Annotated in this window: 19 protein-coding genes and 1 pseudogene; 13 read left to right on the forward strand and 7 right to left on the reverse strand. The window is 48.9% G+C overall.

Going from position 1 to position 22,447, the window contains the following annotated elements; all coding sequences use genetic code 11:
- Positions 1-14: 14 nt before the first annotated feature.
- The 3 genes from BACPLE_RS15340 to BACPLE_RS15350 all read right to left on the reverse strand — a co-directional run bounded on the left by BACPLE_RS15340 (position 15) and on the right by BACPLE_RS15350 (position 7,716).
- Positions 15-4,262, reverse strand: coding sequence for a DEAD/DEAH box helicase (locus BACPLE_RS15340; RefSeq protein WP_007563602.1), 4,248 nt, complete (start codon positions 4,260-4,262; stop codon positions 15-17).
- Between the two features lie 24 nt (positions 4,263-4,286).
- Positions 4,287-5,099 carry a hypothetical protein gene (locus tag BACPLE_RS15345; protein WP_007563604.1) on the reverse strand — a complete coding sequence of 271 codons (813 nt, stop codon included), beginning with the start codon at positions 5,097-5,099 and terminating at the stop codon, positions 4,287-4,289.
- Positions 5,100-5,175: 76 nt separating this feature from the next.
- Complete coding sequence (locus BACPLE_RS15350; RefSeq protein ID WP_007563606.1) at positions 5,176-7,716, reverse strand: heavy metal translocating P-type ATPase; 2,541 nt, start codon at positions 7,714-7,716, stop codon at positions 5,176-5,178.
- Positions 7,717-7,854: 138 nt separating this feature from the next.
- Between BACPLE_RS15350 and BACPLE_RS15355 the strand changes: the two genes are divergently transcribed.
- Positions 7,855-10,131, forward strand: a complete 2,277-nt coding sequence (locus BACPLE_RS15355; protein WP_007563608.1) for a cation:proton antiporter — start codon at positions 7,855-7,857, stop codon at positions 10,129-10,131.
- A gap of 62 nt (positions 10,132-10,193) precedes the next feature.
- Here the strand turns inward: BACPLE_RS15355 and BACPLE_RS15360 are convergent, their stop codons facing one another.
- From BACPLE_RS15360 to BACPLE_RS15375, 4 genes are all read right to left on the reverse strand, one after another.
- On the reverse strand, positions 10,194-10,622 hold the full coding sequence (locus tag BACPLE_RS15360) for an RNA-binding S4 domain-containing protein (protein ID WP_007563610.1): 429 nt from the start codon (positions 10,620-10,622) through the stop codon (positions 10,194-10,196).
- Between the two features lie 5 nt (positions 10,623-10,627).
- Entirely contained in the window at positions 10,628-11,191 is a 564-nt protein-coding gene (gene pth / locus BACPLE_RS15365) for an aminoacyl-tRNA hydrolase (protein WP_007563611.1), read from the reverse strand.
- Between the two features lie 33 nt (positions 11,192-11,224).
- A complete protein-coding gene (locus BACPLE_RS15370) occupies positions 11,225-11,821 on the reverse strand; it encodes a 50S ribosomal protein L25/general stress protein Ctc (RefSeq protein ID WP_007563613.1) in 597 nt (198 codons plus the stop codon).
- 190 nt (positions 11,822-12,011) lie between these two features.
- Positions 12,012-12,386 carry a PUR family DNA/RNA-binding protein gene (locus BACPLE_RS15375; RefSeq protein ID WP_007563615.1) on the reverse strand — a complete coding sequence of 125 codons (375 nt, stop codon included), beginning with the start codon at positions 12,384-12,386 and terminating at the stop codon, positions 12,012-12,014.
- A 184-nt stretch (positions 12,387-12,570) separates the two neighbouring features.
- Between BACPLE_RS15375 and nusB the strand changes: the two genes are divergently transcribed.
- The 12 genes and pseudogenes from nusB to cbiB all read left to right on the forward strand — a co-directional run bounded on the left by nusB (position 12,571) and on the right by cbiB (position 22,393).
- Positions 12,571-13,497 carry a transcription antitermination factor NusB gene (nusB, locus tag BACPLE_RS15380; protein WP_007563617.1) on the forward strand — a complete coding sequence of 309 codons (927 nt, stop codon included), beginning with the start codon at positions 12,571-12,573 and terminating at the stop codon, positions 13,495-13,497.
- 40 nt (positions 13,498-13,537) lie between these two features.
- Complete coding sequence (yajC, locus tag BACPLE_RS15385; protein WP_007563619.1) at positions 13,538-13,846, forward strand: preprotein translocase subunit YajC; 309 nt, start codon at positions 13,538-13,540, stop codon at positions 13,844-13,846.
- Between the two features lie 12 nt (positions 13,847-13,858).
- Complete coding sequence (locus tag BACPLE_RS15390; protein ID WP_040313391.1) at positions 13,859-14,893, forward strand: CdaR family protein; 1,035 nt, start codon at positions 13,859-13,861, stop codon at positions 14,891-14,893.
- A complete protein-coding gene (gene coaE, locus BACPLE_RS15395; protein WP_007563624.1) occupies positions 14,890-15,495 on the forward strand; it encodes a dephospho-CoA kinase in 606 nt (201 codons plus the stop codon). The genes BACPLE_RS15390 and coaE overlap by 4 nt, the downstream gene beginning before the upstream one ends.
- A gap of 65 nt (positions 15,496-15,560) precedes the next feature.
- Positions 15,561-15,974, forward strand: a complete 414-nt coding sequence (locus BACPLE_RS15400) for a DUF5606 family protein (RefSeq protein WP_007563626.1) — start codon at positions 15,561-15,563, stop codon at positions 15,972-15,974.
- Between the two features lie 150 nt (positions 15,975-16,124).
- Positions 16,125-16,634, forward strand: coding sequence for a bifunctional adenosylcobinamide kinase/adenosylcobinamide-phosphate guanylyltransferase (gene cobU, locus BACPLE_RS15405; RefSeq protein WP_007563628.1), 510 nt, complete (start codon positions 16,125-16,127; stop codon positions 16,632-16,634).
- A 3-nt stretch (positions 16,635-16,637) separates the two neighbouring features.
- Positions 16,638-17,678: a nicotinate-nucleotide--dimethylbenzimidazole phosphoribosyltransferase gene (gene cobT / locus BACPLE_RS15410; RefSeq protein ID WP_007563631.1), complete on the forward strand. Its 1,041-nt coding sequence runs from the start codon at positions 16,638-16,640 to the stop codon at positions 17,676-17,678.
- A gap of 4 nt (positions 17,679-17,682) precedes the next feature.
- Positions 17,683-18,429, forward strand: coding sequence for an adenosylcobinamide-GDP ribazoletransferase (locus tag BACPLE_RS15415; protein ID WP_040313332.1), 747 nt, complete (start codon positions 17,683-17,685; stop codon positions 18,427-18,429).
- 19 nt (positions 18,430-18,448) lie between these two features.
- A pseudogene (gene cobC / locus BACPLE_RS19915) lies at positions 18,449-18,955 on the forward strand (alpha-ribazole phosphatase); the annotation flags it as partial.
- A gap of 3 nt (positions 18,956-18,958) precedes the next feature.
- Positions 18,959-20,467, forward strand: coding sequence for a cobyric acid synthase (locus tag BACPLE_RS15420; RefSeq protein ID WP_040313392.1), 1,509 nt, complete (start codon positions 18,959-18,961; stop codon positions 20,465-20,467).
- A complete protein-coding gene (locus tag BACPLE_RS15425) occupies positions 20,460-21,470 on the forward strand; it encodes a threonine-phosphate decarboxylase (RefSeq protein WP_007563637.1) in 1,011 nt (336 codons plus the stop codon). Before BACPLE_RS15420 ends, BACPLE_RS15425 begins: the two co-directional genes overlap by 8 nt.
- Entirely contained in the window at positions 21,452-22,393 is a 942-nt protein-coding gene (cbiB, locus tag BACPLE_RS15430; RefSeq protein WP_007563638.1) for an adenosylcobinamide-phosphate synthase CbiB, read from the forward strand. The genes BACPLE_RS15425 and cbiB overlap by 19 nt, the downstream gene beginning before the upstream one ends.
- Positions 22,394-22,447 lie beyond the last annotated feature (54 nt).

The following is a 22,447-nucleotide window of genomic DNA, read 5'->3' on the forward strand; positions in this document are numbered from 1 at the left end:
AGGTTTCTTATTCATCAGTTGGTACGTATTTCATAAAGGAATTCCTGCGAAAGAGGAACTCCTTCGGTGGGTTCACAATGGATTTTTCCGAAAAGAGGCATCTGCGGCTGGAGCGGTTTCAGTTCTGCTGACAGGTGGTTGCAGAATGCCGTGTAGGAATGGTTGTTCATGCAGGGCCCTGCATCGTCACGGTATACCAGTACGTAATGGTTCAGGGGGCGGGCATGCACCAATTGGTTGATTTGCAGAGCTAGGTCGCGTGCTTCTCGCGGAGCGATGCGGTCGAACAGGCTGGAGAGGTTGAAAATCACCAGTTCGGTCAGTACTGCATGGGCTTGCCAGAAAGCAGTAGGTACGGCACTCAGGCGGGGATACCAGCTTGCCTGAATGTGCTTGTAGGCTGGTGAACGGAAAAAGGCTTCGGCTGTTTCTCCCATTTCCTGCATGGGATAGATGCCCGTGTAGGTCAGGTCCAAATGAGGAAGAGAACGGCATACATCGGCAAAAGCCAGTCCCGAGGCTCCGGCTTCACACGAGAAATCGCAGAACACCACGCGCCCTGATACCTTACGGATGAGGTCGTGCAGCCAGTTGCCGCTTCCGGTAAAGAGAGCTTGGGCAGCAGCATATTGTTTCCGCATGTACAAATAATTGTATACCTGGCAGAAGTTAGATGGAAACATTTCTTCGGACAGGGTACGGAAGTCACTCCGGCCGTAGGCAGTGGCTTCACGGTAGTAGGCTTCGTTTTCTTCCAGATGTGCCGGTGGGGCTATCAATTCTGGGAATACCTGTTTGAAATGTGCTGGCAGGGAATAGGTACCGTCTGCCACTTCCCAGTTCTTCCGGTACGAAGGCAGGGTAAAATTTCCCCGGCAGAACGAGAGGGCATCCGTCTCCAGGTATCCGTTGTGCAGGCGGATGTACTCCATCAGCTTGTAGAAGGTGATGTTGGCCCCGAGGATGTGCGGGTTACCCGTCAGCAGCAGTTGCTTGCGGGCGCGTGTCAGTGCTACATTCAGCTTGCGGTCAATCAGAAAATTGCCTTCCTGAAACGTATTGGCCGTAAGGAAGTTGAGCTGGCTGAAATTCTGTATGGTAAACGAATAGATGATAATGTCGCGCTGGCTGCCCTGGTAGCGTTCCACCGTGTCAATGGAGATGTCCTGCAAGGCAGACAGCTGGAGGCGCGCAATCTCTTTTCGTATCATGGCAATCTGGTTGCGGTAGGGCACGATGACACCTACCGTCCGGTTCGGGTCGAAACGGGATTCCGTCAGACGGTAAATATGGCCTAACAGAGTGGCTACAATCCGGGCTTCGTTCGGGTTGGTCTTGTCCGAGCAGGTCAGGTGGTCCGGAGCTTCTGCGGGAATGAACACCATTCTGCGTTCCAGCAGCAACTGGTCGATGGTGTCTTGCGGAGTCAGGCCGGTTTCGTAAGGCGTTTCTTCCAACTGATGAGGAAGAGGCACGCTCTCCAGTTGCTCCCGGTAGTAGAACGTCTGGTTCGGAAATTCAGCAATGGCCGGATGCATGCGTCCTTGCTTGTGAAGGATGCTCCGGCAGGTGTCTGGACTCGATTTGTAAAGGCGTTCGAACAGCGAGTTGCGGCAATCTTCCAGCCCGATGTTCCGCAGCAGGAGATCGGTCACGGCAGCTTCTTCCGCACTTTGCTGGGCAATGGCCGGCAACTGTTTGTAGTCACCCACCAATATGAACTTGTCGATGGCGTTATGCTGCTGATGACGGGCAGACAGGATACCTATCAGGTCGGGTTCCAGAATCTGTGAAGCTTCATCGATGATGGCCAGCTGGAAATGCTTCAGCGTGAACAGGTTGAGGCGGTTATTGATGGCGGTCGTGGTACCCACAAAGATACGTGTGCGTGCCATTTTCTGCTGGATGTCGGTCAGTTTGGGACAGTCATCCAGACTGTATTTCAGCAGGTAAGGCACGAAACGCTTGTCGCACGACAGTTCGTTACCGATACGGATGAACGGGGTACGGTCGGCAATACCGGAATCCGTGAGCATGGCACAGATTTCATCTACCGCCCGGTTGGTGTATGACAACAGCAGGATGGAAGTGTCCGGTTCGCTCAGGGCTTCTTCCACCATGAAGCGCAGGGCACACGAGGTTTTTCCAGTGCCCGGAGGACCCACCAGTAGAAAGTAGTCCTTGGCCTGTTTCTCTTTCAGAATGAGTTCGTTGAAGCGGCCGTAATCGCCGTTCAGTTTGACGTCCTCCAGTTGTGCAGGCGGACGTACGCCGAGCAGTAGTTCTTTCCGGTCGGCCTGTGCGGACAGAAAAGCGTATAGCCCACGGAAGCCGTTGTTGGCAGAAGTGTCCGAGAAATCGTGTTCTACGGCAAATACCTCTTCTTTGCCGCCGATGATGTCTTTATTTTGCTGTCCGTTGCGCAGCACTAAGGTCATACGGTCCGGCTGCAACTTCAGAATGTTTCCCTTCATGAGAATCTGCTTTCTCATGTCCGGTTCTTCCTTATACGCATAGAGAATCACCATGTCGCCCGTACGGAAGTTGGGCAGGAAGTCCTCATCCTGTGCCGGAATGTGCAGTTCGATAAGGTCGTATCCTTTGCCGGGACCGCTGCTTTGCTTCTCCTGGATGGTCAGTCCGGTCAGGATATTGCCCGCCTCCAGTTTCTCGTGCAGCGGGATATGCCAGTTGCCGGCAAATCCGTGAGATGCATCGTTGCTTCCTCCGGTCTTGCTGAGAATCTGTTCCTTTGATATGAACGTGAAAAAGCGGTTGAAGTAAGCCCGCTCCAGCGGTGTACAGCGTTTCAGGGTATTGATGGCCGTCTGCAGTTGCGGTTCCTGGTAGTCGTTCCACAGCTTTCCGCCAATCTGCAGTTCGTTCAGCAAATCGGTGCTCAGTGAGTCTACAATTTCTCCGATGGCTCCATCGCCCAGTCGCATCTCGTTGTATACGATGAAATTGCGGAGCTTGATGCTCTCCCGGAACAGGTTTTCGGCAAAGTGTTCTATCAGCAATCCGTCAGCATACTTGGAATAGAGCAGGAAAGTCTGCATGTGGGCGGTTTCCTGTCCAAAATTGTACATTAGTACGCCTTGGTAGAGCATCATCTGAATGAAATGGTCTTCCTTATGGCGGCGATGGTATTCGTCGCGCTTGCCGGCCTTCTGTTCGATGAGTACCTGGAAGTCTTTCTGCATCATGTCCACACGTCCCTGCAATCCTAATTTCTCACAAATGAAGGAGGCTTCGAGCAGGGTATTCTTCTTGTTGAAATTCCGTATGTTATGAGGCAGCACATCGTGAACAAACGAGCGGATGTTCATCATCTGCGCCTGTGCCTGTGCGTGAAAGTCGGCAGGAAGGGAGCAGGTACAGAAATCGAGGGCCGAAGCGGCAAAGAATTTCTTGATGGTGCGGGGGTAACTCACCGGTTCCTGCGGCTGCTCGTTGATATAGTCATCGAGAAACTGGCTGGCCAGGTTACCCATCAGGATGGGGGCCGTATTGGCTCTCGGCTTGATTTTGTTCATGAAATAATTAAGCGGGTGGTGCCCGTACTCCCGAAAGCAGGCGGCTAGCGAACTGATGTCAATTAGGTAATCGGGGTGAATCACAATAAGGTTGGGAATGTAGTGATTCTCCTCGTCCACGCGCACGTCGAGCAGGTTCAGCGGCAGATTTTCTGAAAGGAGGTCTTTCAGGTAGAGCAGGTCGCCGTCATATCCTCCTTTAGCATAGTTGATGATGATGAACGGGTCGGTTTCGCTGTCGGTCGCCGCAAAAATCTGCGTGTCGTTCCAGCTGGTCACCGAAGCCCGTACGTACGGGATGTGCGACAGGCGTGTACCCTGATACGGACGGTTGGAGTGGGGGATTTCCGGAAGGATGGAAGCCGGAATGTCTTCTTCAAAACCCAGTGAGACAAAGCGCACCAGTGCCCGCAGGTCGTAAAGGTATTCCTGCATGTCGGCCTGAAAACGGTCGCCCATGGCTGCGTTACAGTTACGGCGCATGGTCTGGATGGCATAGCGGTCGGAGGGAGTCATTTTCTTCTCCTTGCAGATGTAATCCAGACGGGAAAACAGGTTGGCGAACGAGAGCGTGACACCAGTGGTCAGTTCATAACAAGCCTGCTCCAGCACTTTGTGGAGCAGGATATATTTAGCTTGTAAATTGTCGGGGGCAGCCGTCGGCTGATGATGAATCCGTTCGATACGGTTGAACAAATCGAAGGATTGAAGTTCGATACGAGACATGTGCAAAAAAGTGTCAGGAGAAAGTTAAGGCAGTTTGGTCAGGTGATAGATACAATAAGCCTTAGTGAGTCCGCTGAATTCTCCTTTGTATTGTGCAGTCACATCTTCTTTAATCAAGCTGACGGTAGTTGTTTCTTCTTGTCCGGTTGTAGTCTGAGCGGAAGATGCTTCGTCCTCGAATAACATGAATGTGTAGGTCTTTTTGGTACTTCCTGCCATTTCAGCTTCGATTTGCTGATAAGGTTCGCCGGTATCTTCAGCATATTTCAAGGTACGTTCAAAAATACCAATCTGATAATTCCCAGTGTTGTTAGGGAAGATTTTCAGGTCGCCGTAAGTCAGGGAAGCATCGGAATAAGTGAACAGCATACGTCCGCCGGGCTGTACCGGTGCATCTTCGGTGATTCGTGCAATCAGTTCGGCTTCTTCCCCTTTGGTCAGTTCGTCTCCTTCTACAGTGGCACTGATGCTGTCTACCCGGTAATTGCTTTGTGGGTTGTTGACAGAGATGGACAGGGTATAGCTGTTGCCTGAACGGTCGGCAATGAGGGTGGTGGTGGCTCCGATGCTGACTGGAATGAATGTCAGGGTATCGCCATCGTAGCGGTAGTCCACGATTTCCTCGTTTTCGTTTTTGATAGTATAATTTCCTTCTCCTCCTCGAATCAAGAATTTCTCGCCTTTACTGAACAGATTGATTTCCAGTTTGCCGTCAGTAATTTGTTGATGGTCTGTGGCACTGATCAGGTAAATAGGTCCATGATCATCCTTGCATGCCATAAAGGAAAGAATGACTACAATCAGAAGTATTCCATGAAAAAAATGTGTTCGTTTCATAAGTCGTATATTTGAATTGTTGCTTCAAATATACGACTTTTTTTGAATTTGTGCGGGGTATGGGGTAAAAACAAGGTCAATCAGCTTTTTCTGTCAGGGAATAGTCTCCGGCTTTTTCATCAATTAACTGTTGCAGTTCTGCAAGTGCAGGAACTTTCCCTTGGAAGGTAATGACGGCTTCCGGCGGAGTGAGTGTAACCTGAGCGGAGGCACCTTCCCACATGTTCAGCACTTTCTCTACGCGGGTGCGGCAGTGGTCGCACATCATTCCCTCTACCAGATAGGTTTTCCGGATTTCGGAAGCGGAGGAAGCAGTGATTTCCGGCTGTGGAATAGCTGTTTCCACTGCGGGTGCGGTGATTCCTTCAGTGGGTTGTACTTCCTCTTGTACGGTCACTGCGGTGTGTGCGAATTTCTTCCGTTTCAGTCGCAGACTGTTGCTTACTACGCTGACACTGCTCATGGCCATGGCGGCTCCGGCTATCATCGGATTCAACAGGAAGCCGTTGATGGGGTACAGAATACCGGCGGCTAACGGAATACCTATCAGGTTGTAGATGAAAGCCCAGAAAAGATTCTCGCGGATGGTGCGTACGGTGGCCTGAGAAAGGCGGATGGCATCGGTAATCTTGTTCAGGTCGGATGAGATGAGCGTCATTTTAGCCACGTCCATGGCGATGTCGCTTCCTTTTCCCATGGCAATGCTGAGGTCGGCTTGAGCCAGTGCCGCACTGTCATTGATGCCGTCACCCACCATGGCTACGATTTTGCCTTCCTTTTGCAAGTCCTTGATGAATTGGGCCTTCTGCTGCGGAAGTACCTCAGCCTGAAAGTGGGTGATGCCGCATTGTGCTGCAATTCTTTGAGCCGTTTCCGGATTGTCACCGGTCAGCATATAAGTTGAGATTCCCATCTCCTGCAATTGTCTGACAGCCTCTCTGGAGGTCGGCTTGATGCGGTCGGCAATGGCTACCAGTCCTAATGCCTGCTGTGAATCGGCCAGCCAGATGACGGTCTTGGCCTCCTGGCTTAGTCGGGCAGCTTCTTCCGTCAGGGCAGGGGACACGGTAAGATGGTGAGTCTCCAGCAGTCGGCGGTTGCCGGCATAATAATAGGTACCGTTGATTTTGCCTCGCACTCCTAATCCTGTCAGACTTTCAAATTCTTCCATGGGAAGTATCTGGCGGGTCTGATGCTGCACGATGGCTTGTGCCAGAGGGTGTTCCGAAGCGCTTTCTAGGGTAAAGAGCACATCGCCTAACGGAGATTGAAGAAGCGGGTCGGAGATGTCGGTCACCGTGGGGTGTCCTTCGGTTAGCGTGCCGGTTTTATCGAGTACGATGGCGTTCACCTTACGGGCTGTTTCCAGACTTTCCGCATCTTTAATCAGGATACCGTTTTCAGCCCCCTTTCCGATGCCGACCATGATGGCCGTCGGTGTGGCCAGCCCTAAAGCACAGGGGCAGGCAATGATGGTGACGGTAACTGCGGCCAGCAAGCCGTGGGTGAATCCGTTGGCATTGTCCAGCCATATCCAGACTAAAAACGAAAGAACGGCAATGCTCAGGATGGTAGGCACGAAGATAGCCGCGATGCGGTCTACTAATTGCTGTACGGGGGCCTTGCTGCCTTGTGCATCTTGCACCATGCGGATGATATGAGCCAGAACGGTTTCACTGCCTACTTTGTCGGCGATGAAACTGAAACTTCCTTTCTGGTTGATGGTGCTGGCATATACCTTGGCACCGGGAGTCTTTTCGGTAGGAAGCGGTTCGCCGGTGAGCATGCTCTCGTCTACATAGGAACTGCCTTCATATACGGTTCCGTCCACGGCAATGCGGCTGCCCGGTTTGACTACCAGTCGCTGACCCTGCTGTACTTGTTCCACGGGAATTTCTTTCAGCTGTCCTTCCGGAGTGAGAATAGTGACCGTGGCCGGCTGCAGTCCCATCAGTTTTTTGATGGCTTCCGATGTATTTCCTTTGGCTTTCTCTTCCAGTAACCGTCCGAGCAGGATAAAAGAGATGATGACGCTGGCCGCCTCAAAGTACACGTGAGGGTGAATACCTCTGCTCAGCCAGAACTCCGGCCAGAACAGGTTGAACAGGCTGAATGTATAGGCAATGCCAGTACTCACGGCTACCAGCGTGTCCATGTTGGAAGTGCGGTGCTTCAACTGTTTCCAGGCATTGCGGTAGAAATCTCTTCCCAACCAGAACACTACGGGGGTGGAAAGAATCCACATCACGTAATTGGCGTAAGTCCAGTCCATGAAGCACATGCCGATAATGGCTACGGGCACGGAAAGCATCAGCGAAAAGAAAGTACGCTGTTTTAGTTGACGGTACTTCCGGCTATGTGCATCTTCTGCTATTTTCTCTTTTTGAGCATTTGTTTCAATGACCAGGTCGTATCCGGCATTCTGAATGGCACCTTTTAATGTTTCGGGTGTACATTCCTGGGGGTTGTATTCTACAGTGGCCGTGGCGGCTGCATAATTCACCTGAGCATGATATACACCCGGTTGACGGTTCAGTGTCTTTTCCACCCGTGTGGCACAGGCGGCGCAACTCATGTCCAGCACTGGAAAGGTTTGTGTAGTTTTAGTAGTATTCATATTTTCTTTATTTAGAATGGGACAAAATTACAACATTATTGGTTGAATTGGAAACTTCTGTTTCATATTTGTCTCTCAGGGGGATATTTCTTGTAAGGAATTCGTTATTTTTGCGCAAAATAAAATACAACTATTATTATGTCGCATTTAGCTCCTCTTATCAGTGATCTGGCCTTGATATTGATTAGTGCTGGAATCATGACATTACTATTTAAGAAATTGAAGCAGCCTTTGGTGTTAGGCTATATTGTCGCAGGTTTTGTTTGTAGTCCTCATTTTGCGTTTACCCCTTCGGTGGTAGATGCGGATAATATCCAGACTTGGTCGGAGATTGGTGTCATCTTCCTTTTGTTTGCGCTGGGATTGGAATTCAGCTTCAAGAAACTGATGAAAGTGGGAGGTTCGGCAGTCATATCGGCCTGTACGATTATCTTCTGCATGATACTGGTCGGTGTGTTTGTGGGCTGGATGTTTGGATGGAAGCAGATGGACTGCATTTATTTGGGAGGAATGCTGGCCATGTCCTCCACCACCATTATCTATAAGGCATTTGATGATTTGGGGCTTCGGCAACAGCGTTTTGCCGGGTTGGTGCTAAGTATTCTGATTCTGGAAGATATTCTGGCCATTGTGCTGATGGTAATGCTTTCTACCATGGCCGTAAGTAAGAATTTTGAAGGAAGTGAGATGATTTACAGTATCGGGAAACTGGTGTTCTTCCTGATTCTCTGGTTTGTGGTAGGTATTTATCTGATTCCGCTTTTCTTGAAGAGGGCACGCAAACTGATGAGTGACGAGACGTTGCTGATTGTGTCCTTGGCCTTGTGCTTCGGGATGGTGGTGCTGGCTGCCCGTGTAGGCTTCTCTCCAGCTTTTGGTGCATTTATCATGGGTTCTATTCTGGCGGAAACGGTGGAATCGGAACACATTGACAAGCTTGTGGCTCCGGTGAAAGATTTGTTTGGAGCTATCTTCTTCGTATCTGTCGGGATGATGGTCGACCCGAACATGATTGTGGAATACATCTGGCCAATCCTGGCGATTGTGGTAGCCATATTGTTGGGGCAGACTATCTTTGGTACGGGAGGTGTGTTGCTGTCAGGTCAGCCGTTGAAAATCGCCATGCAGTGTGGATTCAGTTTGACACAGATTGGTGAATTTGCCTTTATCATCGCGGCATTGGGAGTAAGCCTGAATGTGACAAGTTCTTTCCTATATCCGATTGTGGTGGCTGTATCCGTGATAACGACCTTCCTTACTCCTTATATGATTCGTTTGTCCGGTCCTGCTTATGGCTGGGTAGACCGTCATCTTCCGGTATTTTGGAAACACTTGCTGGAACGTTATTCGGTAGGAGTACAGCCTGTGAATCATCAGAATAACTGGAAAAAGCTGTTGACTTCTATTGTGCGTATCACATTGATTTACCTGGTGCTTTCCATTGCGATGGTGGTACTGTCATTCAATCTGTTCCTTCCTCTTTTGATTTCCGCACTGGGAGGTTTCTGGGGAAAAGTGTTGGGAGCGGTAGTGACCATCTTGTTGATTTCTCCTTTCCTGCGCGCCATGATTATGAAGAAAAATCATTCCATCGAGTTCAAGGCACTTTGGGCGGACAGCCGTTTCAATCATGCACCGCTGATTTCAATCGTATTGCTTCGCATTGTGCTGGCTGTATTGTTTGTGGTCTACATCATCAAGCATCTGTTCCAGGCCTCTGCCGCGCTGATGGTGGGTATTGCCATTCTGGTCGTCCTGCTGATGATTTTCTCTCGTTTCTTGAAAAAGCAGTCAATCGGGATGGAAAGGGTGTTTGTGCAGAATCTCCGTTCCAAGGAAATAAAGAAAGCGTATTTGGGCGAGAGCCAGCCGGAATATGCCGGACGACTGCTGGACCGTGATTTGCACCTGTCGGATTTTGTGGTTCCTGCCGACTCGTTGTGGGGAGGAAAGACCTTGATGGAACTTGACTTCGGAAAGAAATACGGAGTGCATGTGGCTTCTATCATACGAGGTGCGCATCGCATTAACATCCCGGGTGGAGGAAGCCGGATTTTCCCGAATGACAAGTTGCAGGTTATCGGAACCGACGAACAGTTGTCTGTATTCTCCGGACAGCTGGAAAAGGTAGCAGAAGGTTACAAGGATGAGGACTTTGAGAACCGCGAGATGTACTTGAAGCAGTTTGTCATTGCAAGGAACTCGCCGTTTTGCGGACGTACGATTCGTGAAAGTGGTATCCGCAACAAATACCATTGTCTGGTGGTAGGAATTGAGTCTGCCGACGATAGTAACCTGCGGCAGCCGGAAGTCTCTTTTGAGTTGCAGAGGGGCGATGTGGTATGGGTCGTAGGAGAGGAAAAGAATTTGAATGCGTTGTTTGAAGCCTCTGAGGTGACAGCCAAGGCAGAATAAAAAAGCTGGACTTGCACAAGTGAATAGGCAAGTCCAGCTTTTATTTTTAATGTGGACAATATTTATTCTTCATCCTCTTCCTCGTCATCAAAGTCGAAGTCAAAGTCGTCCAGGTACTCTGGCATGAAGAACTCGTCCAAGTCTCTTCGTTCTTTTTTTGTGGGGCGTCCAGTACCACGGGCACGGTCTACGAATCCGCTGATTTTACTCATCTCCAGCAATTCATACTGGTCGGGTGTGGTCACGTTTTCCATGATTTCCGGTACCAGTTTGGCTCCCACTCTTTTTTCAATGGCCTGCAGCACCTTGAAGGAATAAGTTACAGGAGGCTTCCTGACCTGTACCACGTCCCCTGGTTTCACCATTCGGGCAGGTTTCACCTGAGAACCGTTGATCGAGATTCTTCCTTTTTTGCAGGCTTCGGCAGCAATGGTTCTTGTCTTGAAGATACGTGCAGCCCACATCCATTTGTCAATTCGTGCTTCCGGCATGGTTCTTATTTGTTATTATATTGATTCATGGTGATGTTCAGTCCGGCCAGACAGAAACTCTTGATGATTTCCTGTGCTACCTCCAAGCGTTCCGGCATCAGCTTCATGGATTCTTCGTCGAAATGTCCGAGAACAAAATCAATTTGTCCTCCTTTCGGGAAGTCGTTTCCGATGCCAAATCGCAGGCGGGCATAGTTCTGAGTGCCTAACGTAGCAGCAATGTGCTTTAATCCGTTGTGGCCTGCATCACTACCTTTTCCTTTCAGTCGCAGGGTACCAAAAGGCAGGGCCAGGTCATCTACTACAATCAATACGTTTTCTAGAGGGATTTTTTCTTGTTGCATCCAATAGCGTACTGCATTCCCACTCAGGTTCATGTAAGTGGATGGTTTGAGCAGAATCAATTGTCTGCCTTTTAGCGAGAGCTGGGCGGTAGCTCCATAACGTCCGTCGCTAAAAACAATATTGGACGCCTTAGCCAAGGCGTCCAATACCATAAATCCTATATTATGACGGGTTTCGCGGTATTCTTCACCGATATTCCCCAGTCCAACAATCAAGTATTTCATTGAAAGGATTTTTGTAGTTTTAGGTTACTGAAATTATTTACCAGCAGCAGCCTGAGCACCACGAGCGGCACGAGTCAATTTAACTGCACAAACCACAGCTTCTTTTGCGTTCAGCAGTTCCAGACCTTCGTATTTCAGTTCACCCACTTTGATAGTTTTACCCAATCCCAGCGGAGTTACGTCTACAACCAGACGTTCAGGAATTACATTGTACAAAGCTTTCACTTTCAACTTACGGATCTGCAGAGCCAATTTACCACCGGCTTTCACACCTTCTGCCAAACCTTCCAACTTCACAGGAACTTCCATTACGATAGGTTTGCTTTCGTCGATCTGATAGAAGTCAACGTGCAGGATTTTGTCTGTTACAGGGTGGAACTGGATATCTTTCATGATAGCGTTTACAATCTTGCCATCAATGTTCAGGTCTACAACGTAGATGTGCGGTGTGTATACCAAGTTACGCAAGCCTTCAGTAGGAACTGTAAAGTGAGTAGCAACCTGATTGCCATTTTCATCTTTCTGAGTTCCGTACAATACGCAAGGAACACCATTGTCTTTACGAAGTTCACGAGTGGCTTTCTTACCAGTTTCAGTTCTCAAAGAACCTTTGATTTCGATTGATTTCATTGTTTTTAATTTTTTGTGTTACTCTAAATTAAGTTGATTGTTTGCTTAATTCGCCATCACACGATGTGGTATATCACACGATGAGCTTGAAAAAGCGGCGCAAAGGTATGCATTTTCTTTTTACTTTCCAAATGTTCACGGAATAAATTCCTGTAATTCAAGTTGGAATCAGTGCTTTTTGCGCTTTATCTTAAAAATCGATGTCAATTTTTATTTCTTCTGATTGTGAAGGAATCTCTTCTGTGGTTGTAGCAGGCTGATAATGTGTTTCACTTGTGGTCCCCTGTTCGTGTCCGATAAAATCGATGGCCTGCTGTAAACCGTTCATAAACTTCTCAAAATCTTCCTTGTACAGGAAAATTTTGTGCTTCTCAAAATTAACCTGAGGATCATCTTTGTCAAGAGATACCACTTTCTTGCTTTCGGTGATAGCAATGAACATTTCCTCTTTCCGGTTTTTCTTTACATCCAAGTAGTAAATTCGTTTTCCAGCTTTGATAGCTTTGGAGAAAACGATTTCTTTGTCGTTTTCAATAGTCGTACTTTTCTTCTTCAGTTCTTCCATAACTCACTGTTACTAATAAAAATGCGTTCAAATTTGAATATTTTTTTGCAATGTGCCAAAAGAGAATGAGGAAAAATGTCGAATCTCTGAAAAAAAAGAAAAAATATAAGGCTTTATGGTGTGTAATAAAGGAAAAATGCTTACTTTTGCCCACCTAAAATAAAATATAGTTTGTTTATATATTATGATTAACAGAGTTCTTATTCGTCTGAAGATAGTTCAGATAATTTATGCGTATTATCAGAACGGAGGTAAAAATTTGGATACTGCAGAAAAGGAGTTGTTCTTCAGTTTATCTAAAGCGTATGATTTGTACAACTATCTTTTGCTTTTGATGGTAGAGGTAACCAAGTATGCCAACAAGCGGTTGGATGCAGCAAAAAACAAGTTGGTTCCTACCAAAGAAGATTTGTCTCCCAACATGAAATTTGTAGAAAATCGCTTCATTGCGCAGTTGGAAATCAACAAACAGTTGAATGCTTTTGCTTCTTCTCAGAAGAAAACCTGGGAAAATGAAGGCGATTTCATTAAAAATCTGTGTGAACAAATCATGCAGAGTGATATATATAAGGAGTATATGGCCAGCGAAACTTCTTCATACGAAGAGGATCGTGAATTGTGGAGAAAACTGTACAAGAAAATTATTTTCAACAATACAGCTCTTGATGAAGTTCTGGAAGACCAGAGCTTGTATTGGAATGACGATAAGGAAATCGTGGATACTTTTGTGTTGAAGACTATCAAACGCTTCAATCCTGAGAACGGTGAAAAGCAGGAACTTCTTCCTGAATTTAAGGATGAAGAAGATCAGGACTTCGCTCGCCGCTTGTTCCGTCGTTCTATCCTGAATGCAGATTATTACCGTCATTTAATCAGTGAGAATTCAAAGAACTGGGATTTGAGCCGAGTAGCTGTGATGGATGTTATCATCATGCAGATTGCATTGGCTGAGATTCTGAGTTTCCCTAACATTCCGGTAAATGTCTCGTTGAATGAATACGTGGAAATTGCCAAGCTGTATAGCACTCCGAAGAGTGGCGGTTTCATCAATGGTACTTTGGACGGTATTGTTAATCAATTGAAAAAGGAAAACAAGCTGACTAAAAACTAATATATTTGTCCAGCTATTATTAATCTAAACCGAAAAACGTATGAATTTGTTAGCTGTAGTATTGCAGGCACAGGGAGGAGCAGATTACTCTTTCCTTATTATGATGGTGGCTATTTTTGCCATTATGTACTTTTTTATGATTCGTCCCCAGAACAAGAAGCAGAAAGAAATCGCCAATTTCCGTAAGAATCTGGAAGTAGGCCAGTCTGTAGTTACTGCGGGTGGTATTTATGGAAAAATCAAGGAAATAGAAGATAATACTGTAATAGTTGAAGTTGCTGCCGGTGTAAAAATCAAGGTAGATAAGAACTCAATTTATGCAGATGCACAGGCTCAGCCTGCGAAATAAATATGAATGACTATGTTCGATCGAAAGAACATAAAGAGATATTACTTGATACTTGTACGAAAAATCAGGAACTTTCTGCTCAGTGCCAAGAGCAGAGAGTTCCTGATTTTTCTGTTTTTCGTGTTCGTGTCGCTTTGTTTCTGGTTCTTGCAGACCATGAACGACACGTATCAGACCGAGTTTAAGATTCCGGTCAGACTGAAGAATGTGCCGAAAGAGGTGGTCATGACGTCTGAACTGCCTGATGAGATTCGGGTGAAGGTAGAAGACAGAGGTACGGTACTGCTGAACTACATGCTGGGACGTACTTTCTTTCCGCTGACTTTTAACTTTGAGGATTATCAGGATAAAGGTTCTTATGTCCGCATTCCTCAGACTGAGGTACTGAAAAAAATCAGTGCCCAGTTGAATAACTCTACGCAACTGCTTGCCGTACGTCCGGACACACTGGATTATATCTATTCAAGGGGAATACCCAAGAAGGTGCCGGTAGCGGTGGGAGGAGAGGTCTCAGCCGGCCGGCAGTATTATGTGTCAGATATTCAGGTGATACCCGATTCTGTGGTAGTATATGCTCCTCAAGGTGTGCTGAATACCATTCTGACAGCATATACACAGCCTTTCCATTGGACCAATGTAACGGATACGCTGAAGAAACATATCAATTTGCAAAAGCTTCATGGCGTGAAGTTCGTGCCGTCATCCGTAGATGTGGTAGCTTGTGTAGATATGTATTCAGAAAAGACGTTGGAGGTGCCTGTGGTAGGAATCGGTTTCCCGAAAGGAAAGGTCTTGCGGACTTTCCCGTCGAAGGTGCAGGTAACTGTACAGGTGGGACTGAAGAACTTCAAGTCTGTGACGGAGAACGATTTTCTGGTCGGTGTTTCTTATGCTGACGTGATTGGCAATAAATCCGAGAAACTGCCGCTTACCATCAAAAAACATCCAGATGTAGTAAGTCACGTGCGTGTGACTCCTTCCTCTGTAGATTACTTGATTGAACAGCAGACCGTAAGCGAACCCTCTAAAGAAAAAGAATCAGAATGATCAAGATTGGAATTACAGGAGGTATCGGGAGCGGTAAATCCTATGTGTCGCATTTGCTGGAAAAAGCAGGCATTCCTGTATACGATACGGATACGGAAGCCAAAAAACTGACGCTTTCTCATCCCCGGATTCGTGAAGGTTTATTGGCTCTGCTAGGAGAAGAAGTGTATAAGGCAGACGGCTCATTGAACAAGCCCGTGCTGGCAAATTACTTGTTTGCCTCGGCAGAGAATGCCGGACGTGTCAACCGTATTATTCATCCTTGTGTGCATGAAGATTTCCAACAGTGGGCAGACCGTCAGGCCGCATCCGGCACGGAGGTGGTGGCTATGGAGAGCGCCATCCTGTTTGAGTCGGGTTTTCATGCAATCGTGGACTATGTCGTGATGGTATATGCTCCCTTGGAGTTGCGTATAACGCGGGCTATGCAGCGGGATGCCGCTACGGAAGCACAGATAAAGGCCCGTATTTCCGCACAGATGGATGACGAAGAAAAGAAGCGTCGGGCCGACTATGTCATTTTCAATGACGAAAAACTACAGCTGGATACGCAGATTGCAGCGTTGGGAGAGTGGCTTGCCCATAGAAAAACGGGCCGATAGTTTGTGTATGTCATTCGTGCGTTGTATTTTTGTCACTCGTAATTTAATTAATCATTAGAGATAATATGTTGAAGACTATTTTAGCGATTTCTGGAAAACCAGGTTTGTACAAACTGATTTCTCAGGCAAAGAATATGCTGATTGTGGAAACAGTCAGTGCAGAAAAGAAAAGAGTACCGGTCTATGCCAGTGACAAGGTAATCTCATTGGGCGATATTGCCATGTATACTGATGCAGAAGAAGTAGCTTTGGGTGAAGTGCTGGAATCTGTAAAGAAGAAAGAAAACGGCAACGTGACTTCTTTGGATTACAAGAAAGCTTCTGCGGAAGAACTGCATGCATTTATGGCTGAAGTATTGCCTAACTACGACCGTGACCGCGTACATACCAGTGACATTAAGAAATTGATTCAGTGGTACAACCTGCTGGTGTCAAACGGAGAAACTGATTTCGTAGAAACAGAAAAAGCAGCCGAATAAAGCAGAAGAGTCGTACAGCTTGATGTACAATTTGGAACAGGAAACTGTCTCAAGGTAAACGGATGCATCGTTCCGGCTACGGAGTGCATATTTGCCTTGAGACAGTTTTTTATTTATAGTAATGGAAGCTGAAAACCACAGCAGAAGATTATGAAGAAGATAATACTGATTACGGGCGGCGAGCGCTCCGGAAAAAGCAGTTATGCAGAGCGCTTGGCTCATGAGTTGTCTGCATCGCCGGTGTATATGGCCACGGCAAAGATATGGGACGAGGAATTTCGTCGCAGGGTGGAGCGTCACCAGCAAAACCGGGGGCCGGAGTGGACGAACATCGAAGAAGAAAAGGAACTGAGCCGCCATGACATTACGGGACGGGTGGCTGTCATTGATTGTGTGACGCTCTGGTGCACGAACTACTTTGTGGAACAGCCGGAAGTGTCACTTGCCTTGGAAGCCTTGAAGCGGGAATTCGACCGTTTTACCGCTCAGGATGCGACCTTTATTTTCGTCACGAACGAGATTGGCATGGGAGGCGTTTCCCCCAATGAGGTACAACGCCGTTTTACCGATTTGCAAGGATGGATGAACCAGTATATTGCTTCGAAAGCCGATCAGGTAGTGCTGATGGTGTGCGGTATTCCGGTTAAAGTGAAAGGATAAATCATGCGTAAGTTTACTATAGCACCTATTGCCTGTCCGGAACTGGAGCAGGCAGCCCGTGAAAAGATTGATAACCTGACGAAGCCGAAAGGTTCTCTGGGGCGTCTGGAGGAATTGGCCCTGCAGGTTTGTATGATTCAGCAGACCTTGTCGCCTTCGTTGAACAATCCGTATAACTTGCTTTTTGCAGCCGACCACGGCATTGTGGAAGAGAAGGTCAGTGCTTCGCCGAAGGAGATTACCTGGCAGCAAATCAGTAACTTCCTGCATGGAGGGGCCGGTATCAACTTTCTGTGCCGCCAGCACGGATTCCGCTTGGAAATCATTGATGCGGGAGTGGATTACGACTTACCCTACGAAAAAGGCATCATTGATATGAAAGTCCGTCGCGGTACACGTAATTTCCTTCACGAAGATGCCATGACACCTGAAGAAATGAATCTGTGTCTGGAGCGTGGAGCACAATGTGTAGATCGTATTCAGGCAGCAGGTTGTAACGTGGTAAGCTTCGGTGAGATGGGAGTAGGAAATACTTCCGCTTCTTCCTTGTGGATGAGTTGCCTGACGGGGATTCCACTGGAACAATGCGTGGGAGCCGGCAGTGGTCTGTATGGAGAAGCCATGACCCATAAGTTCCGGGTGCTTCAGCAGGCTCTTCAACATTTCTCGGGCGAGCATACGGTGGAAGAAATCCTGTGTCGCTTCGGAGGACTTGAAATGATGATGGCAGTAGGTGGCATGCTGCGTGCGGCCGAGCTGCGCATGGTCATTCTGGTGGACGGCTTTATCATGACCAACTGCATACTGGCTGCTTCGCGTTTGTGCCCCGACGTACTTTCGTATGCCGTGTTCGGACATCAGGGAGATGAAAGCGGACACAAACTGTTGCTGGACTACCTGCACGCCCGTCCGTTGTTGAATCTGTCATTGCGCCTGGGTGAGGGAAGCGGCTCCGTCTGTGCTTTTCCTATCCTTGATTCAGCCGTGCGGATGCTGAATGAGATGGATACCTTTGCCCATGCTTCCATTACCAAATACTTCTGACCTCATGAACAATTTATTGGCTGCCTTGATGTTTTTCACCCGTCTGCCTTTCTGGCGGATTTGTACCGTGCCATCCGAATGTTTCCGGCATGTGGTGAGCTACTGGAGCCTTTGCGGATGGCTCACGGGAGGAGTGATGGCCCTGTCTTTCTGGGTTTTCTCCACCTGGTTTCCTCTGCCGGTAGCGGTACTGCTGGCCTTGTGTACCCGTCTTTTCCTGACGGGGGCTTTGCATGAAGACGGTCTGGCCGATTTCTTCGATGGATTTGGTGGCGGACGCGACCGGGAAGGCATTCTCCGCATCATGAAAGATTCTCATATCGGGAGTTACGGTGTGCTGGGATTGATATTGTATTACCTGCTCTCGTTCTCGCTTTTGGTATCCTTGCCTGCGCCTGTTATTCCCTGGGTGCTGTGCGTGGCCGACCCTTTCTGCAAGTTTGTATGCAGTTTCATGCTCTTGTTCCTTCCGTACGCCCGAAAAGAAGAAGAAAGCAAGGCCAAGGTGGTCTATACCCGCATGAGTCTTTCGGAGTGGATAGCCAATGCCGCAGGAGGATTGTTGCCCTTGCTGCTTTTACCTCTTTCTTACTGGGGAATGCTGTGCTTTCCCTGTGTACTTTTCATTGGATTGGGCTGGCTGCTCAAGCGACGTTTAGGAGGATACACCGGCGACTGTTGTGGTGCACTTTTCCTTTTGTGTGAACTGGCGTGCTGGATGGGAGCAGTAGTAATGGCATATAATTTTTAATATGGTTAGATAAAAGAAAATGAAAATATATTTAGTTCGACATACTTCGGTGGATGTGGCACCCGGGACGTGCTACGGGCAGACCGACGTGCCGCTGCGTGCTTCGTTCCAGGAAGAGGCAGAGGCATGTAAAAAGGCCCTTCAGGATACGGGAATGCGTTTTTCACGTATCTATACCAGTCCTTTGTCCCGCTGTACACGCTTGGCAGCCTATTGCGGCTTTCCCGAAGCGGAACGTGACGAGCGGCTGAAAGAAATGAACATGGGTGAGTGGGAGATGCAGCGTTTTGAGGAAATAACCGACCCGCGCATCCAGGAATGGTATGACGATTACCTGCGGGTTCGGACTACCGGAGGCGAATCGTTCATGGACGTGCTGGCCCGTGTGTCCGACTTCTTTGACCACCTGGACCGTACTTCAGGTCCGGCACTGGTATTTGCCCATGGCGGTGTGCTGGTAGCCGCACAGGTCTATGCCGGCAAGGTGAAACTGGAAGATGCCATGAAAGCCTTGCCTCTTTACGGGGGGATGGTGGAAATTGATCTGCCGCTTCCGCGTTTGCATCCGCTCATGCTGGCCGGAACAGGCAGTGACGTGGGTAAGAGTGTACTGGCTGCGGCGTTATGCCGTATTTTCTTGCAGGACGGGTACCATCCGGCACCTTTCAAGGCACAGAACATGGCACTCAATTCGTATGCCACTCCCGAAGGACTGGAAATCGGACGGGCACAGGCAGTGCAGGCTGAGGCCGCAGGAGTACCCTGCCATACGGATATGAATCCGTTGCTGCTGAAACCGACCTCCGACCAGACGGCACAGGTGGTGCTGAACGGTAAGCCCATAGGCAACCGGAGTGCGTATGAGTACTTCCGGACAGAAGGGCGTGAGGAGTTGCGCCGGGAAGTGAATCAGGCATTCGACCGTCTGTCAGCCCGTTACAATCCGGTGGTGATGGAAGGAGCGGGCAGTATCTCGGAAATCAACCTGAAGGATACGGATCTGGTAAATCTGCCCATGGCGCGTCATGCCCATGCGGATGTGATTCTGGTAGCCGATATCGACCGGGGAGGTGTGTTTGCCAGTGCCTACGGTTCGGTGGCCTTGCAGACACCGGAAGACCGCAAGCGCATCAAGGGAATTATTGTCAATAAGTTTCGTGGCGACCTTCGCTTGTTTGAATCGGGGGTGAAGATGATGGAAGAAATCTGTGGCATTCCGGTGCTGGGCGTGATACCGTATTACCACGACATCTACATCGAGGAAGAAGACTCGGTGGAACTTTCCTTGAAACAGCGGAAGGCGGTGCAGGGGAAGGTCAATGTGGCGGTGGTATTGCTCCGTCATCTCTCGAATTTCACTGATTTCAATATGCTGGAGCATGACGAACGGGTAAACTTGTACTATACGAACAACGTGGACGACCTGATGAAGGCCGACATCATCCTGCTGCCCGGCAGCAAGAGTACCATCGACGATTTGTACGAACTGCGTCGTAACGGAGTGGCACAAGCCATTCTTCAGGCACGCCGCAACGGGGCTACCGTGATGGGAATTTGTGGCGGATATCAGATGATGGGGCAACGTATTGCCGACCCCGACGGAGTGGAAGGAAGCATCAGCCAGATGCCCGGACTGGGACTTCTGCCTACAGAAACGGTCATCGAAGGAGAGAAGGTGACACGTCAGGTACGTTTTGCTTTCCTGTCTTCCGAAGAACCGACCTGTACGGGATACGAAATCCACATGGGGCGCACTTCGGCGGTGGAAGGAGAGACTTTGACTCCACTGGTACGTTTGGAGAACGGAGAAACGGATGGCTGTGTGGCAGACCGGAAATGTGCCGGCTCCTACATTCACGGCATACTGGATAATCCGGAAGTGATAGAGTGGCTGCTGGCTCCGTATGCCGAAAAGCTGGACCAGCCTCAGTTGGATTATGCCGCTTTCAAGGAGGAACAATACAACAAGCTGGCCGACCATGTGCGGAAGCACCTGAACATGCCACTGCTTTACCAAATACTGACTCAAAATGATTAACGGACACGGAGACGACGCCTATCGCTATACGGCCATTCATGCCAATTTCAGTTCGAATGTGTACCACCGGGTGAACCATGATGGGTTGAACCGCTACCTGGCCGGATGCCTGCCGTGCATCCGTTCCTATCCGGAACCGGAGCCCTATGCACTGGCTGCCGAGCTGGCCCGGTTGCATGGTGTCAGTCCGGAGGAAGTCTGTGTGACGAACGGAGCCACGGAAGCCATCTACCTCATTGCTCAGGCTTTTCGCGGAAGTCATTCTGCTGTATGGATACCGACCTTTAGTGAATATGCCGATGCCTGCCGCTTGCATGGACATCGGGTGGAAGGCATTTCCAGTCTGGAGAAGCTGACGGACGGCGAAGGGATTTTTTGGCTGTGTAATCCGAACAACCCCACGGGGCAGACATGGGATGCCGCCACGCTTCGCCGACTGATAGCCGCATATCCCCGAAAGCTGTTTGTCATTGACCAGTCGTATGCGCTGTTTACAGAGAAAGAGGTGCTGTCTGTAGCCGAGACGGTGAAACTTCCTAACGTATTGCTGCTGCATTCCATGACCAAATGCTATGCCGTGCCGGGCCTGCGCCTGGGAGCGGTGACGGGCAGCAGGGAACTTCTTTCCCGGATACGTGCCTGCCGTATGCCTTGGTCGGTCAATGCCTTGGCCGTAGAAGCCGGACATTACCTGTTGCAGCATCCGGAGGAATATCGCATGGACATACAGGCTTTGCTGACGGAACGGAAACGGGTGACCGATGCGCTGGAAGCTTTTGGGGTAGAGGTACTGCCTACGGATACGCATTATTTCTTGGCGCGGCTGCAGAAGGGTACTGCGGCACAACTGAAGGAATTCTTGGCTACCCGACACGGACTGCTGATTCGCGATGCATCCAATTTCGAAGGGCTGGATGCGCGCTATTTCCGTATCGCCATACAGACGGAAGAAGAAAACAATCTATTAATTGAAGGCATACACGAATGGATACAGAACTCGTAATGGGATTGATTCCCCTGGCAGGAGGTTTTTTGCTTGACAAGATTTTAGGTGACCCGCTGTGGTTGCCCCATCCGGTGGTAGGATTCGGAAAACTGATTTCGCGGTGTGAGCGCAGAGGAAATCAGGGAGCTCACCGCAGACGGAACGGAGCGTGGACCGCAATAGGGCTGGTTGTGCTAACCTTTCTGGTGAGCAAGGGGTTGCTGGAAGCGGCAGCTCTGCTGCATCCCTGGGTAAAGATAGCACTTTCGGTAGTGGCCGTATTTTATTGTCTGGCCGGGAAAACCCTGATAGATGAGGTCCGGATGGTGTTTGAAGCGGCGGATACTTCGCTGGAAGCCGGGAGAAAACAGGTGGCCCGCATCGTGGGAAGAGATACCTCTGCCTTGACTGACCAGGAGGTGCGTACGGCTGCCCTTGAGACCTTGGCCGAGAACCTGAGTGACGGTGTCATCGCTCCGCTTTTCTGGTATTTTCTGTTGGGTGTGTCGGGGATGCTGGCGTATAAGATGGTCAATACCCTCGACTCTATGATTGGCTACCGCAATGCCCGTTATAAAGATTTTGGCTGCTGGGCGGCCCGCATGGACGACGTGGCCAATTACCTTCCCGCCCGACTTACTTCTCTGCTGATGATACTGGTTTCCGGTCGCTGGTCGTTGCTGAAGTTCGTGGCGCATTACGGGCGGATGCATGCCAGTCCTAATTCAGGTTATCCGGAAGCCGCGCTGGCCGGCATTCTGAACTGCCGTTTTGGCGGTCCGCACGATTATTTCGGCGAGACCGTTTACAAGCCCTTCATCGGAGATAATCCTCGTCCGTTGGATAGTCGGGATATGCGTGTGGCCATCCGTGTCAACCGTGGGGCTGAACTGTTGATGCTACTTCTTATGATAGGAGGATATTGGTTTGTTTATCAGTGATTTATTGAGGAAATAAACTGATTCTCAGAAAGCATAAAAAAACGCAAGTGCGTT

The organism is Phocaeicola plebeius DSM 17135 (assembly GCF_000187895.1).
Taxonomy (GTDB): domain Bacteria; phylum Bacteroidota; class Bacteroidia; order Bacteroidales; family Bacteroidaceae; genus Phocaeicola; species Phocaeicola plebeius.